11 protein-coding genes and 1 pseudogene are annotated in these 14,296 nt (G+C 72.5%); 7 read left to right on the top strand and 5 right to left on the bottom strand.

Translation table 11 applies throughout. The annotated features are described in order from the left end of the window. The first annotated feature begins 11 nt into the window (after nt 1-11). The 3 genes and pseudogenes from ACFV5H_RS12830 to ACFV5H_RS12820 all read left to right on the top strand — a co-directional run. The gene (locus ACFV5H_RS12830; protein WP_385044654.1) at nt 12-1,214 is read left to right on the top strand and encodes a glycosyltransferase family 4 protein; all 1,203 of its coding nucleotides are present in this window, start codon (nt 12-14) and stop codon (nt 1,212-1,214) included. Then, nucleotides 1,211-2,185: a class I SAM-dependent methyltransferase gene (locus tag ACFV5H_RS12825; protein WP_385044603.1), complete on the top strand. Its 975-nt coding sequence runs from the start codon at nt 1,211-1,213 to the stop codon at nt 2,183-2,185. The genes ACFV5H_RS12830 and ACFV5H_RS12825 overlap by 4 nt, the downstream gene beginning before the upstream one ends. After that, nucleotides 2,182-3,075, top strand: a pseudogene (locus tag ACFV5H_RS12820) (lysylphosphatidylglycerol synthase transmembrane domain-containing protein); the annotation flags it as partial. The gene ACFV5H_RS12825 and the pseudogene ACFV5H_RS12820, both read left to right, overlap by 4 nt. A gap of 146 nt (nt 3,076-3,221) precedes the next feature. On the opposite strand, the gene ACFV5H_RS12815 reads toward ACFV5H_RS12820, so the two are convergent. Next, nucleotides 3,222-4,013, bottom strand: a complete 792-nt coding sequence (locus ACFV5H_RS12815; protein WP_385044606.1) for a creatininase family protein — start codon at nt 4,011-4,013, stop codon at nt 3,222-3,224. 41 nt (nt 4,014-4,054) lie between these two features. On the opposite strand from ACFV5H_RS12815, the gene ribA reads away from it, so the two are divergent. After that, a complete protein-coding gene (gene ribA / locus ACFV5H_RS12810) occupies nt 4,055-4,714 on the top strand; it encodes a GTP cyclohydrolase II (RefSeq protein ID WP_385044609.1) in 660 nt (219 codons plus the stop codon). Between the two features lie 13 nt (nt 4,715-4,727). On the opposite strand, the gene ACFV5H_RS12805 is transcribed toward ribA, so the two are convergent. Then, nucleotides 4,728-5,957: a serine hydrolase domain-containing protein gene (locus tag ACFV5H_RS12805; protein WP_385044612.1), complete on the bottom strand. Its 1,230-nt coding sequence runs from the start codon at nt 5,955-5,957 to the stop codon at nt 4,728-4,730. A 48-nt stretch (nt 5,958-6,005) separates the two neighbouring features. On the opposite strand from ACFV5H_RS12805, the gene ACFV5H_RS12800 reads away from it, so the two are divergent. Next, a complete protein-coding gene (locus ACFV5H_RS12800; RefSeq protein ID WP_385194527.1) occupies nt 6,006-6,452 on the top strand; it encodes a PPOX class F420-dependent oxidoreductase in 447 nt (148 codons plus the stop codon). Nucleotides 6,453-6,485: 33 nt separating this feature from the next. On the opposite strand, the gene ACFV5H_RS12795 is transcribed toward ACFV5H_RS12800, so the two are convergent. The 3 genes from ACFV5H_RS12795 to ACFV5H_RS12785 all read right to left on the bottom strand — a co-directional run bounded on the left by ACFV5H_RS12795 (nt 6,486) and on the right by ACFV5H_RS12785 (nt 11,216). After that, nucleotides 6,486-8,879, bottom strand: coding sequence for an ATP-binding cassette domain-containing protein (locus tag ACFV5H_RS12795; protein WP_385194524.1), 2,394 nt, complete (start codon nt 8,877-8,879; stop codon nt 6,486-6,488). A gap of 134 nt (nt 8,880-9,013) precedes the next feature. Then, nucleotides 9,014-10,372 carry an MFS transporter gene (locus ACFV5H_RS12790; protein WP_385044621.1) on the bottom strand — a complete coding sequence of 453 codons (1,359 nt, stop codon included), beginning with the start codon at nt 10,370-10,372 and terminating at the stop codon, nt 9,014-9,016. Between the two features lie 178 nt (nt 10,373-10,550). Next, nucleotides 10,551-11,216 (bottom strand): TetR/AcrR family transcriptional regulator, encoded by a 666-nt coding sequence (locus ACFV5H_RS12785; RefSeq protein WP_385044624.1) that lies wholly within the window; start codon nt 11,214-11,216, stop codon nt 10,551-10,553. 144 nt (nt 11,217-11,360) lie between these two features. On the opposite strand from ACFV5H_RS12785, the gene ACFV5H_RS12780 reads away from it, so the two are divergent. Together ACFV5H_RS12780 and ACFV5H_RS12775 are read left to right on the top strand one after the other, a co-directional pair. Beyond that, nucleotides 11,361-12,248 (top strand): shikimate dehydrogenase, encoded by an 888-nt coding sequence (locus ACFV5H_RS12780; RefSeq protein WP_385194522.1) that lies wholly within the window; start codon nt 11,361-11,363, stop codon nt 12,246-12,248. Nucleotides 12,249-12,299: 51 nt separating this feature from the next. Then, on the top strand, nt 12,300-14,096 hold the full coding sequence (locus tag ACFV5H_RS12775) for a bifunctional sugar phosphate isomerase/epimerase/4-hydroxyphenylpyruvate dioxygenase family protein (protein WP_385044629.1): 1,797 nt from the start codon (nt 12,300-12,302) through the stop codon (nt 14,094-14,096). The last annotated feature ends 200 nt before the right edge of the window (nt 14,097-14,296 follow it).

Here is a 14,296-nt window from a genome sequence, read left to right as displayed (position 1 = left end):
CCGACACGACCATGGACGTGACCGGCACGGCCCCCGACCGGGCCGGCACCGCCCGCCTGGACTACGTTCCCCGGCAGGCGTCCTTCCCGAGGAACGGCGGGATCATCCCCATGTCGCTGCGTTCCGTGCACTTCGTGATGCCGGGCGGTGTCGACGACCCGGCCACGCCGAGCGGCGGCAACGCCTACGACCGGCGCGTGTGCCTGGACCTGCCCGGGTTCGGCTGGCAGGTGCACCGGCACGCCGTGGCCGGTGACTGGCCCCGGCCGGACGCCGCCGCCCGCGCGGAACTCGCCCGCACCCTGCGCGAACTGCCGGACGGCGCCGTCGTCCTGCTCGACGGGCTGGTCGCCTGCGGAGTGCCCGGGATCGTCGTCCCCCAGGCGGAGGAGGGCCGGCTGCGCATGGCCGTCCTCGTGCATCTGCCGCTCGGCGACGAGACCGGGCTCGACGCGGCCGTCGCCGCCGAACTGGACGCCCGCGAGCGCGCGGTCCTGCGGGCGGTGCCCGCGGTGATCGCCACCAGCGACTGGGCCGTACGCCGCCTCGTCTCCCATCACGGCCTGGCCCCCGACCGCGTCCATGTCGCCGCCCCCGGCGCCGACATCGCGCCCCTCGCGCCCGGCACCGACGGTGTCTCCCGGCTGTTGTGCGTGGCCGCCGTGACCCCGCGCAAGGGACAGCACCGGCTGGTGGAGGCGCTGGCGGCGGTGGCCGACCTGCCGTGGAGCTGCGCGCTCGTCGGCGGGCTGGGGCACGATCCCGAGTACGTCGCCCACCTGCGCGGACTCATCCGCGAGCACGGCCTGGAGGACCGGCTGGAGCTGACCGGCCCGCGGGCCGGCGCCGCACTGGACGCCAGTTACGCCACCGCCGACCTCATGGTGCTCACCTCGTACGCGGAGACGTACGGCATGGCGGTCACCGAGGCGCTGGCGCGCGGCATCCCGGTGCTGGCGACCGACGTCGGCGGGCTGCCCGAGGCGGTCGGCCGCGCACCCGACGGGGGAGTGCCCGGCATCCTCGTCCCGCCGGAGAACCCCGCCGCCATCGCCGCCGAACTGCGCGGCTGGTTCGGCGAGGCGGACGTGAGGCGCCGGCTCAAGGCCGCCGCCCGCAGCCGGCGGGCCGCACTCGGCGGCTGGGCGAGCACCGCACAGAGCCTGGCGGCGGTACTGCGCCGGCTTCCCACCGAACCCCGGAGGGCCGCATGACCGAACAGGCGACCACCACCCAGTACGGCGGGACCATCCCGGCCCCGCCCGGCACCCGGGAGGTCATCCCCGGTGCCGGTCCCGCGCCCCGCCCCGGGGAGCGGGCCACCCTGCGGCTACGGGACACCGGCGACGACGAACCGGCCCGCTACGCGCCCGAGTGGCTCCAACTGCGGGAACCGGCCGACGCCGCCGCCCGGTCGTACGATCTGCTGGATCCGCTGCGCATCCGGCTCGCCAATCTGCCGCGCCGGGCGGACGGTCTCGTCATCCACGACATCGGCTGCGGCACCGGCTCGATGGGCCGCTGGCTCGCCCCCCACCTCGACGGCGCCCAGCACTGGGTCCTGCACGACCGGGACCCCTACCTGCTGCACTTCGCCGCCGTCGCCTCCCCGCGCTCCGCCGCCGACGGCAGCCATGTCACCGTCGAGACCCGGCGCGGTGACGTCGCCCGGCTCACCTCGGACGCGCTGGCCGGTGCCTCCCTGGTGACGGCGTCCGCGCTGCTCGACGTCCTCACCCGCGAGGAGGTCGGCGCCCTCGCCGCCGCCTGCGCGGGAGCCGGCTGCCCGGCCCTGCTGACGTTGTCGGTGGCCGGACGGGTGGAACTGACCGAGCCGCACCCCCTGGACCGCGAGATCACGGAGGCGTTCAACGCCCATCAGCGGCGGGGCGGGCTGCTCGGGCCGGACGCGGTCACGGTGGCCGCCGAGGCGTTCGCCGAGCACGGTGCGACGGTACGGATCAACCCGAGCCCCTGGCGGCTCGGCCCCGGAGAGGCCGCGTTGACCGAGCAGTGGCTGCGGGGGTGGGTCGGTGCGGCGGTGGAGGAGCGGCCGGAACTGGCGCCGCGCGCCGACGGTTATCTGGCCGAGCGGCTGGAGGCCTGTGCGGCTGGGGAGTTGAGGGTCGTCGTCCATCACAGTGATCTGCTCGCTCTGTGCCGGCCGGTGGACGGGGCCGCATGAGTGCGTGGTTCCGCGGTGTTCCGGCCCGGATCGGCACCCCTGTCGTGCGCACCCGTCTCGGCACGCTCGGCGGTGTCGTGATCCTCGCGGTTCTGCTGTGGCGCATCGACACCGGTGTCCTCGTGGACGGGCTGCGCCGTATCGACGGGCCGACACTGCTCGCGGGGCTCGGGATCGGGCTGGTGACCACCGTGTTCAGCGCGTGGCGCTGGGCGCTGGTCGCCCGGGGGATCGGGATCCGGCTGCCGCTGGGGGCGGCTGTCGCCGATTACTACCGTGCCCTGTTCCTCAACGCGGCCTTGCCCGGGGGTGTGTTGGGTGACGTCCACCGGGCCGTGCGGCACGGGCAGAGCGCCGGGGACATGGGGCGGGGGGTGCGGGCGGTGGTGCTGGAGCGGACCGCCGGGCAGCTCGCGCTGTTCGCCGTGGGGGCGGTGGTGTTGGTGACCATGCCGTCGCCGGTGCTCGATGAAGTGCGGCAGGCCGCGCCGGTGGTGGGGCTCGGTGTGCTGGGGGCCTGTGCGGTGGTGTTGGCGGTGCGGATGAACCGGGCGCCGGGGCGGGGCGTCGGCCGTGGGGTGTTCGCCGAGGCGCGTGAGGGGTTGTTGTCGCGGCGTAACGCGCCCGGTGTCCTTGTTTCGTCCATCGTCGTGCTGGCCGGGTATGTGGGGATGTTCGTTCTCGCTGCGGATGTCGCGGGGGCGGACGCGTCCGTGGGGGAGCTGTTGCCGCTGGCCGTACTGGCGTTGCTGGCCATGGGGCTGCCGTTGAACGTGGGCGGGTGGGGGCCTCGGGAGGGGGTCACCGCTTGGGCGTTCGGGGCGGCGGGGCTCGGGGCGGGGCGGGGGCTGACCGTCGCGGTCGTCTACGGGGTGCTCAGTCTTGTGGCCAGCCTGCCCGGTGTGGTGGTGCTGGTCGGTCGGTGGTACGCGGGGGTGCGGGGCGGGGGCCGTGGTGTTGTCGCCCCCGCCGCCCTTTCCCGTCCCGTCCCCGGGGGCGTAGCCCCCGGACCCCCTGCCGGCCTTCGGCCTCGTCCTCAGACGCCGGACGGGCTGGATGTGCCGGAAGGTGAGGTCAGTAGTGAGAAGTACGTCGCGAACGAATCCGCCAAACTTGCCAGGATTTCCCTGCCCTTTTCCGCCGTGCCCAGAGAAGGGCGGCCGATGACGCCCGAATCGGTGTAGGCGGACATGCCCGTGGTGAGGAGGTGGCGGCGGTCGTCCGCTGTGTGATCGGAGGTCTCATAACCGGGGCGGAGCAATTCGGGATGTGTGTGGAGAAGAATGGAGGTCTCGATTTCGCCCGCGTGCATGTCGGTGAGGAGGGATGTGGCGACGCCGGCTCGTGCGCGTGCCGTCTCCCAGTCCTCCGGGGCCGGGAACAGCGCCGTTCGCTCGCCGCGGGCGGAGGATTCCTGGACGACGTTGCCCAGTACGTAGTTTCCGCCGTGCCCGTTGACCAGCACCAGGGTGTCCACGCCCGACCTGCGGAGCGAGTCGGCGATGTCCCGTATCACCGCGTGGAGCGTGACGGAGGAGAGGGAGACGGTCCCCGGCCAGGCCGCGTGCTCGTGGGAGCAGGAGATCGTCACCGGAGGGAGGAGGTGCACCGGAAAGGCGTCGGCGATCTCCCGCGCGATCGCGCAGGCGACCAGCGTGTCGGTCGCCAACGGCAGGAACGGACCGTGCTGCTCGAAACTCCCGACCGGAAGTACCGCGATCTGCCGTGAGACGCCGGCTCCCCGCGTCCGTACATCCTCAGTAGTATCCGCCGGCAACAGGCCGTGCACCGGACCGTATGCCGCCGACCGCTTTTGTGAACCACCCATATCGTCACGGCCTTTCGTCTCTGCTTAGGAACTCGGGAATCATGACAGAAAAAGTAGGCGTACTCGGCAAGAAGCCCCAGCGGCGGACCGGCGTGGAACGCGTCGTGAATGCGCCGCTGCCCACCGTGTACGGCAAGTTCCAGGCGGTCGGTTACCTGGACCACGACCGCGGTGACGAGCAGGTCGCCCTGGTGTACGGCGACATCGGCACGGACGAAGTCCTCGTCCGGCTGCACTCGGAGTGCCTGACCGGGGACGCCTTCGGCTCCCAGCACTGCGAGTGCGGCGACCAGCTCGCGTCGGCGCTGCGCGCGGTCGTCGCCGAAGGGGCGGGCGTCGTCGTCTACTTGAGGGGCCACGAGGGCCGCGGCATCGGACTCCTCGGCAAGCTGCGGGCGATGGCCCTGCAGGCGGAGGGCCTGGACACCGTCGAGGCGAACCTGGCGCTCGGGTTCCCCGTGGACGCCCGCGACTACGGTGTCGCCGCCGGGATCCTCCAGGACCTGGGCGTACGCTCGGTGCGGCTGATGTCCAACAACCCGCGCAAGCGCGAGGCGCTGGTCCGGCACGGCGTCCAGGTCGCCGAGCAGGTGCCGCTGCTGATACCGCCGTGCGAGAACAACATCACCTACCTGCGCACCAAGCGGGAGCGGCTCGACCACCACCTGCCCCATCTGGACGCCGTGGCGCACCTGTCCTGACCCGGCCCCACGGTCAGCGCGTCACCGCCTCGTGCACCAGCCGTTTGAGGTCCCGGAAGACGGTGTGGGAGGAACCGGGCCGCACCTGCGTGTAGAACTGCACGGTCAGGTCGCGGCCCGGGTCGACCCAGAACGTGGTCGTGGCCACGCCGCTCCAGCCGTAGCTGCCGGGAGCGGACGGGGCCTGCGTGCGGGAGGGGTCGATGACGACGGAGACGCCGAGGCCGAAGCCGACGCCCGCGTTGCCGGGGACGTCGTGTGCGGGGTGGCTGCCGAAGGCGCGCAGGTCGGCGCCGCCGGGGAGGTGGTTGCGGGTCATCAGGTCCACGGTCGCCGGGGAGAGCAGGCGTGTACCGTCGAGTTCGCCGCGCCGGCGCAGCAGCTCCATGAAACGGTGGAAGTCGTGGGCGGAGGCCACCATGCCGCCGCTGCCGGACAGGAACCGGGGCCGGCCCCGCAGCGGCAGCCCGGGGACGGTCTCGATGCCGCCGTCGTCGGACTCCCCGTACATCTCCGCGAGCCGCCCCGCCTGTTCGTCGGTGACCTCGAATCCGGCGTCCGTCATACCGAGCGGCCGGAAGATCCGTTCGGCGAGGAACACGTCGAGCGGGCGGCCCGACACCACCTCGACGATCCGCCCCAGCACGTTCGAGGCGACCGAGTAGTTCCACTGCGTACCCGGATCGAACTGCAGCGGCAGACGCGCGTACACCTCGGTCGTCCCCGCGAGATCCGCGCCCGGCGCCACCGACGACTCCAGCCCGGCCGCGCGGTACAGCGCGTCGACGGGGTGGGAGTGGTAGAAGGCGAACGTCAGACCGGCGGTGTGCGTCATCAGATGCCGTACGAGGAGAGGGCCGGCGGGAGGGCGGGTCCGCACCCCGTCACCCGCTCCGCTCTCGTACACGCGCGGCCGTGCGAACGCCGGGAGATGGCGGCCGACCGGGTCGTCCAGCGACAGGCGGCCCTCCTCCATCAGCATCAGCGCGGCGACGGCCGTCACCGGCTTGGTCATGGAGTAGATCCGCCACAGCGTGTCGCTCTCCACCGGCAGGCCCGCCGCGACGTCCCGCGCCCCGTACGCCGTGAGGTGCGCGACGCGCCCGCCCCGGGCGACGGCCACCAGGAACCCGGGCAGCCTCCCCTCGTCGACCAGACGGGCGAAGTGCCGGTCCAGGCGCTCCAGCGCCCCCGCGTCCAGCCCGGCCTCGGCGGGATCGGTCTCCTGCCGCAGCACTGTCATCGTTCTCCTCGGGGGAACACCGGCCCGGTGCGGACCGTTGAACGAGTCATGACCCAGGACGCCGAACAGAACGCACTGCTCGCCCTGCTCTCCGAGCGGCACGGGGGAGTGCTCGTCACCCTGAAACGTGACGGGCGGCCCCAGCTGTCGAACGTCATGCACGCTTACTACCCCGACGAGCGGGTCATCCGCGTCTCGCTCACCGACGACCGGGCCAAGACCCGCAACATGCGGCGCGATCCCCGCGCCTCCTACCACGTCACCAGCGACGACCGGTGGGCCTACACGGTCGCCGAGGGCACCGCCGACCTGTCACCCGTCGCCGGGAACCTGTACGACGAGACGGTGGAGGAACTGATCCGGCTGTACCGCGACATCAACGGCGAGCACACCGACTGGGACGACTACCGCGCCGCGATGGTCCGCGACCGGCGCCTGGTGCTGCGACTGCGCGTGGAACGGGCGTACGGCATCCCGCGCCGCGCCGGGGCGTGACCGAAGAACACCCCGGCGCGTACCGCGCGTGCCTCAGGCGCCGACGTACGCCGCGAGGTGCTCGCCCGTGAGGCCGGCGCGGGCGGCGACCAGGTCGGCGGGGGTGCCCTCGAAGACGATCCGGCCGCCGTCGTGACCGGCCCCGGGGCCGAGGTCGACGATCCAGTCGGCGTGCGCCATGACCGCCTGGTGGTGCTCGATGACGATGACCGACTTCCCGGAGTCCACGAGGCGGTCGAGCAGGCCGAGCAGCTGCTCCACGTCGGCGAGGTGCAGACCGGTGGTCGGCTCGTCGAGGACGTACACACCGCCCTTGTCGGCCATGTGGACGGCCAGCTTCAGCCGCTGCCGCTCGCCGCCGGACAGGGTGGTGAGCGGCTGGCCGAGGGTGAGGTAGCCGAGGCCGACGTCCGCCATCCGCTCGACGATCCGGTGCGCGGCCGGAATCCGTGATTCGCCCTCGCGGAAGAACTCCTCGGCCTCGGTCACCGACATCGCGAGCACCTCGCTGATGTCCCGGCCGCCGAAGCGGTACTCGAGCACCGACGTGTCGAAGCGCTTGCCCCCGCAGTCCTCGCAGGGCGTGGCGACACTCTGCATGATCGCCAGATCGGTGTAGATGACGCCGGCGCCGTTGCAGGTGGGGCAGGCGCCCTCGGAGTTGGCGCTGAACAGCGCCGGCTTGACGCCGTTGGCCTTGGCGAACGCCTTGCGGATCGGGTCGAGCAGCCCCGTGTACGTCGCCGGGTTGCTGCGGCGCGAGCCGCGGATCGGGGTCTGGTCCACCGAGACCACGCCCTCGGGGGCCGGTACGGAGCCGTGGACGAGGGAGCTCTTGCCGGAGCCGGCGACACCGGTGACGACGCAGAGCACGCCGAGCGGTATGTCGACGTCGACGTCCTGGAGGTTGTTGGCGTTCGCGCCGCGGATCTCCAGCGCGCCGGTGGCCTTGCGGACCGTCTCCTTCAGCTTGGCCCGGTCGTCGAGGTGGCGGCCGGTGACGGTGTCGCTCGCGCGCAGGGCGTCGACGGTGCCCTCGAAGCAGACGGTGCCGCCCGCCGTGCCGGCGCCGGGGCCGAGGTCCACGACGTGGTCGGCGATGGCGATCGTCTCCGGCTTGTGCTCCACCACCAGCACCGTGTTGCCCTTGTCCCGCAGCCGCAGCAGCAGGTTGTTCATCCGCTGGATGTCGTGCGGGTGCAGGCCGATGGACGGCTCGTCGAAGACGTACGTCACGTCGGTGAGCGAGGAGCCGAGGTGGCGGATCATCTTGGTGCGCTGCGCCTCACCGCCGGAGAGCGTGCCCGAGGCCCGGTCGAGGGAGAGGTAGCCGAGGCCGATCTCCACGAACGAGTCGAGGGTGTGCTGGAGCTTGGTGAGCAGCGGCGTCACCGACGGTTCCGTCAGCCCGCGGACCCATTCGGCCAGGTCGCGGATCTCCATGGCGCAGGCGTCGGCGATGTTGAACTCGCCGATCCTCGAGGAGCGGGCCAGTTCGCTGAGCCGGGTGCCGTCGCAGTCGGGGCACTCGGCGAAGGTGACCGCCCGGTCCACGAAGGCCCGGATGTGCGGCTGCATCGACTCGCGGTCCTTGGACAGGAACGACTTCTGGAGCTTCGGGATCAGCCCCTCGTAGGTGAGGTTGACCCCGTTGATCTTCACCTTGGTCGGCTCGCGGTGGAGGAAGTCGTGCCGCTCCTTCTTGGTGTACTCGCGGATCGGCTTGTCCTTGTCGAAGAAGCCCGACTCGGTGATGACCCGCACGGTCCAGCCGTCCCCGGTGTACGTGGGGATGGTGAAGGGGTCCTCGGAGAGCGACTTGGAGTCGTCGAACAGCTGCGTGAGGTCGATGTCGGAGACCGTGCCCCGGCCCTCGCAGTGTGTGCACATGCCGCCGGTGCGGCTGAAGCTGACCTTCTCGGTCCTGGTCTTCTCGGAACCGCGGTCGACGGTGAAGCCGCCGGTCGCCGAGACCGAGGCGACGTTGAAGGAGTACGCGGCGGGCGGGCCGATGTGCGGTGTGCCGAGCCTGCTGAAGAGGATGCGCAGCATCGCGTTGGCGTCGGTGGCGGTGCCGACGGTGGAGCGGGGATCGGATCCCATCCGCTGCTGGTCGACGGTGATGGCGGTGGTCAGGCCGTCGAGCACGTCGACCTCGGGGCGGGCCAGGTTCGGCATGAAGCCCTGGAGGAAGGCGCTGTACGTCTCGTTGATCAGCCGCTGCGACTCGGCGGCGATCGTGTCGAACACCAGGGAGCTCTTGCCCGAGCCGGAGACACCGGTGAACACCGTCAGCCGGCGCTTGGGTATCTCGATGCTGACGTCCTTGAGGTTGTTCTCACGCGCCCCGTGCACGCGGATCAGATCGTGGCTGTCGGCGGCGTGCGGCTCGGCCGGCTGCTGCTCTGTCCTCGTGGTCATGCTCATCGTTCCCCTCCGTCGGGCGAGGACCGCGTGCGCGGTCCCCGCCGGCGTCCCCATCGCGGCAAGGCTAGGCTAGGCGGACCGTGTCCACCTGCGCTTCTTGATTCCTGACCGGTCGGGAACGTCTTCGACGTGGGTCAGGCCGTCACCTTCTCCGGCCGTTCCGCGCTCTCCTCGACGGCACGTTCGCCGAGCTGCCCGGTGGGGACGCGATGGGTCTCGCGGGCCGTGATCGCCGCGATGACCGGGGGCACGCACAGAGCGGCCGTGAAGAGGGCCACCGCCATCCAGTCGTCGCCGTCGGGCCCGGCGATCCGCGCGGCGAACGTGACCGCGAACCCGGCCACCGCGAAGCCGATCTGCGTGCCGATCGCCACGCCCGACAGCCGGACCCTGGTCGGGAACATCTCGCCGTAGAAGGACGGCCACACACCGTTCGCGGCGCTGTAGACCACGCCGAACGCGATGATCCCGAGGATCAGGGTGAGCGCGTAGTCGCCCGTGGAGATCGCCCACAGGTAGAGGAACATCGTCACCGCGCTGCCGACGGCCCCGATCAGATAGACGGGACGGCGGCCCACGCGGTCGGAGAGCGCGGCCCACAGCGGGATCGCGGCCAGCGCGACGACATTGGCCAGCGCGCCCACCCACAGCATCGACGAGCGGGACATGCCGACCGTGTCACCGGTGGCGTACGCCAGCGCCCACACCGTGAAGACGGTGCTGACCGAGGCGATCAGCGCGCCCGCGACCACCCGCAGGACGTCCGCCCGGTGCTCGCGCAGCAGCACCATCAGCGGCAGCTTCACGACCCCCTCGCCGGCGGTCTGCTGCTCGAACGCCGGTGTCTCGTCCAGCCTGCGGCGGATGACCCACCCGACGACGGCGACCGCGACGCTCAGCCAGAACGGCACCCGCCAGCCCCAGGACAGCAGCTGCTCCTCGGGCAGCGCGGCGATCGGGATGAAGACCAGCGTGGCCAGCAGCTGGCCGCCCTGCGTGCCGCTGAGGGTGAAGCTGGTGAAGAAGCCCCGCCGGTCCGGCGGCGCGTGTTCCAGCGTCATCGAGTTCGCGCTGGCCTGCTCGCCGGCCGCCGAGATGCCCTGCAGCACCCGGCACAGCACCAGCAGGACCGGGGCGAGGGAGCCGACCTGGGCGCGGGTGGGCAGACAGCCGATGAGGAAGGTCGACAGGCCCATCAGCATCAGCGTGAAGACCATGATCTTCTTGCGGCCGAGCCGGTCCCCGATGTGCCCGAGGAAGAGCGCGCCGATCGGCCGGGCCGCGTACGCGACACCGAACGTGGCCAGCGACAGCAGGGTCGCGGTGGCCGGGTCGGAGTCGTCGAAGAAGATCTCCGGGAAGATCAGTGCGGCCGCGCTGCCGTAGATGAAGAAGTCGTAGTACTCCAATGCGCTGCCGATCCAGGCGGCGGCCGCCGCCTTCTTCGGCTGTCCGGGCGGGGAGGCGTCGCGGGGCGGTGCGGGGACGGTCACGGCGTGCTCCTTCGGGGGGACTCCACGACGGTACGCGGAGGACGAGCGGAGGGGAGTTGCCGATGTGCTAATTAACCCACTGGGTAGTTAGTAGCGGCTGGGTAGGGATGCTGCGCCCGGCCGCCCGCACTGTCAAGGGGTCGCGTCGTACGGACTTCGGTCAGGTCCGGGGCAGGGCTCAGCCCGCCGTGCGTTCCGCCGTCAGATAGGCGATCACCATGTCGCCCAGCATCGCCCGGTAGTGCTCGCGCCGGTCCGGGGCCACCAGGTCGCGGCCGAACAGCGCGCCGAAGGTGTGCCGGTTGGACACCCGGAAGAAGCAGAACGAGCTGATCATCGCGTGCAGGTCCACGGCGTCGACGTCGGCCGTGAACAGCCCGGACTCCTGTCCGGCCGCCAGGATCCGGCGGATCACGTCCAGCGCGGGCGAGCCCATCCGGCCCAGTTCCTCGGAGGCCGCGATGTGTTCCGCGCCGTGGATGTTCTCGATGCCGACCAGGCGGATGAAGTCCGGGTGCCGCTCGTGGTGGTCGAACGTCAGCTCCGCCAGCCGCCGGATGGCCGCCACCGGGTCCAGATGGTCCACGTCCAGCTGCTGCTCGGCCTCGCGGATCACGCCGTACGCCCGCTCCAGCACGGCCGTGAACAGCTGTTCCTTGCCGCCGAAGTAGTAGTAGATCATCCGCTTGGTGGTGCGGGTGCGGGCGGCGATCTCGTCGACGCGGGCCCCGTCGTAGCCGGCCCGGGAGAACTCCCGCGTCGCCACGTCGAGGATCTCGGCCCTGGTGCGGGCGGCGTCACGGATGCGCTCGCCGGGCCGTGCCGGTTCTTCGACGCTGGTCATCGGGTCCCTTCGGGCCGGGGTGCGGTGCCGGTGATTCTAGAAGCAGCCCCCGCCCGGCCCGACGGGGCTTCCCGCGGGCCCGGAACGGCTGATATAGCTAACGTACTGGTTCGTACATTAGTGAGCCGCCTCTGGAGGTCCGCGGTGCTCAAAGACTCGTATCTCGTCGGGCTGATCGGCTCCGGCATCGGCCCCTCGCTCAGCCCCGCGCTGCACGAGCGGGAAGCCGGCCGGCAGGGCCTGCGCTGTCTGTACCGGCTCCTCGACCTCGACACGATCGGCGTGGCGCCCGATGCGGTGGGCGAGCTGCTGCGCGCCGCCCGGCTGCTCGGTTTCGACGGGCTCAACATCACCCACCCGTGCAAGCGGCTCGTCGTCGAGCACCTGGACGCCCTCGATCCGCAGGCCGAGGCGCTCGGCGCGGTCAACACCGTCGTGTTCGAGGGCGGGCGCGCCGTCGGCCACAACACGGACGTCACCGGCTTCGCCGCCGCCTTCGCCCGCGGTCTGCCCGAAGCCCCGCTGGAACGGGTCGTGCAGATCGGCGCGGGCGGCGCCGGCGCGGCCGTCGCGCACGCCACGCTCACCCTCGGCGCCGAACGGGTCACCGTCGTCGACGCGCTGCCCGAGCGGGCCGCCGACCTGGCCGCCGCGCTGAACCGGAGCTTCGGACCGGGCCGCGCCGCCGCCGCGCCCCCGGGCCGGCTGCCGGAGCTGCTCGGCGCCGCCGACGGCCACGGCGGCCTCGTGCACGCCACCCCCACCGGCATGGCCGCCCACCCCGGCCTGCCCCTGCCGGCCGGGCTGCTGCACCCCGGACTGTGGGTCGCCGAGGTCGTCTACCGCCCGCTGGAGACCGAGCTGCTGCGCACCGCCCGCGCGGCCGGCTGCGCCACCCTCGACGGCGGCGGCATGGCCGCCTTCCAGGCCGCCGACGCGTTCCGCCTGTTCACCGGCCGGGAACCCGACAGCGCGCGGATGCTCGCGGACCTCACCGAGCTGACCGACGGCGCCGTCGGGGCGCCGAAGTAGACCGAGAAGCCCGAGAGACCGAGAAGCCCCACAGAAGCAAGAGGTACCGACGTGCGTACGTCCATCGCCACCGTCTCCCTCAGCGGCTCCCTCACCGAGAAGCTCACGGCCGCCGCCCGGGCCGGCTTCGACGGCGTGGAGATCTTCGAGAACGACCTGCTCACCGCGGTGCTCACCCCCGAGGAGATCCGCGCCCGCTGCGCCGACCTCGGCCTGGGCATCGACCTCTACCAGCCGCTGCGGGACATCGAGGCCGTGCCCGCGGACCTCTTCGCCCGCAATCTGCGCCGCGCCCGGCACAAGTTCGAACTGATGCGCAGGCTGGGCGCCGACACCGTCCTCGTCTGCTCCAGCGTCGACCCGTCCGCCGTCGACGACGACGCCCTCGCCGCACGGCAGCTGAGCGAACTCGCCGACCTCGCCGACGGCTTCGGCATCCGGGTGGCGTACGAGGCGCTGGCCTGGGGGCGGCACGTCAGTACGTACGACCATGCCTGGCGCATCGTCGAGGCGGCAGGGCATCCCGCGCTCGGGACCTGTCTGGACAGCTTCCACATCCTCTCGCGCGGCAGCGACCCCAAGGGCATCGAGGACATCCCCGGCGAGAAGATCTTCTTCCTCCAGCTCGCCGACGCCCCGCTGCCCGCGATGGACGTGCTGCAGTGGAGCCGCCATCACCGCTGCTTCCCCGGCCAGGGCGGCTTCGACGTCGCCGGACTGGTCCGGCACGTGCTGCGCACCGGCTACGCCGGGCCGCTCTCCCTGGAGGTCTTCAACGACGTCGTCCGGCAGGCCGAGGCCGGACCGACCGCCGTGGACGCCCGCCGCTCCCTGCTGATGCTCCAGGAGGAGGTGGGCGCGGCCGAACCCCCGGCCCCCGTCGTCCCCACCGGGTTCGCCTTCGCCGAACTCGTCACGCCCGACGCGGACCCCCTCGCGGGGCTGCTCGACGCGCTGGGCTTCGCCCGCACCGCCCGGCACCGCAGCAAGCCCGTCGACCTGTGGCAGCAGGGCGAGGCCCGGATCCTCGTCAACACCGGGGCGGCCGTACGCCGTGACGGCACCCGGCTCGCGGCCGTCGGCCTCGAGTCACCCGACGCCGCCGGTGCCGCCCGCCGCGCGGAGGCCATGCTGGCGCCCGTACTGCCGCGCCGCCGCGCCCCCGAGGACGCCCCGCTCGACGCGGTGGCCGCGCCCGACGGCACGGAACTGTTCTTCTGCGGCACCCGGCCGCCCTCCGGCGGCGGCTGGCGGTCCGACTTCGCGGACGTGGAGCACGCCCCCGCCGCCACGGCCGTACGGCACATCGACCATCTCGCCCTCACCCAGCCCTGGCACCACTTCGACGAGGCGGCCCTCTTCCACCGCAGCGTGCTCGGGCTGCGCGCCGACGAGAGCGTGGACCTCGCCGACCCCTACGGCCTGCAGCGCAGCCGCGCGGTCGGCAACGCCGACGGCGGTGTCCGGATCGCCCTCGGTGTCGGTGCCGCGCCCACGGACGACACCGTGCACGCCCAGCACATCGCGCTCGCCACCGACGACGTGGTCGCCGCGGCCCGCCGTTTCCGCGACGCGGGCGGCCGGCTGCTGCCGATTCCGGCGAACTACTACGACGACCTCGCCGCCCGGCACGAGTTCGCCGACGGCGAGCTGGAGACCTACCGCGACCTGGGCATCCTCTACGACGCCGACGAGCACGGCACCCTGCGCCACTGTTACACCCTCACCGTCGGCCGCGTCTTCTTCGAACTCGTCCAGCGCGACGGCGCCCACCGCGGCTACGGCGCCCGCAACGCCCCGGTCCGCCTGGCCGCCCAGCACGCGGCACGGACACGCACGGGCGGCTGAGCGCCCGATCCCTCGCCGGGCCGTGGACGATCGCGGCACGGGCCGCGGCGCCGGTGTCCGCCGGCCGGTCCTCTCCCGGCCCGCGACCGCGCGCACGGGTGACGGGCCGCCCCCTGCCGGAGAGCCGGGCGGAACAGAGGCCGGCCCCGGCCGCGGCCCTCCAGGGGGGCTGCGGCGGGGCCCGGCCCACGTGTCACGGC

The sequence above is a fragment of the Streptomyces sp. NPDC059787 genome (assembly GCF_042732315.1).
GTDB classification, from domain to species: Bacteria; Actinomycetota; Actinomycetes; order Streptomycetales; family Streptomycetaceae; genus Streptomyces; species Streptomyces atrovirens.
The sequence above is the reverse complement of the archived record's forward strand: the minus strand, read 5'-3'. Positions and strand labels throughout refer to the sequence as shown.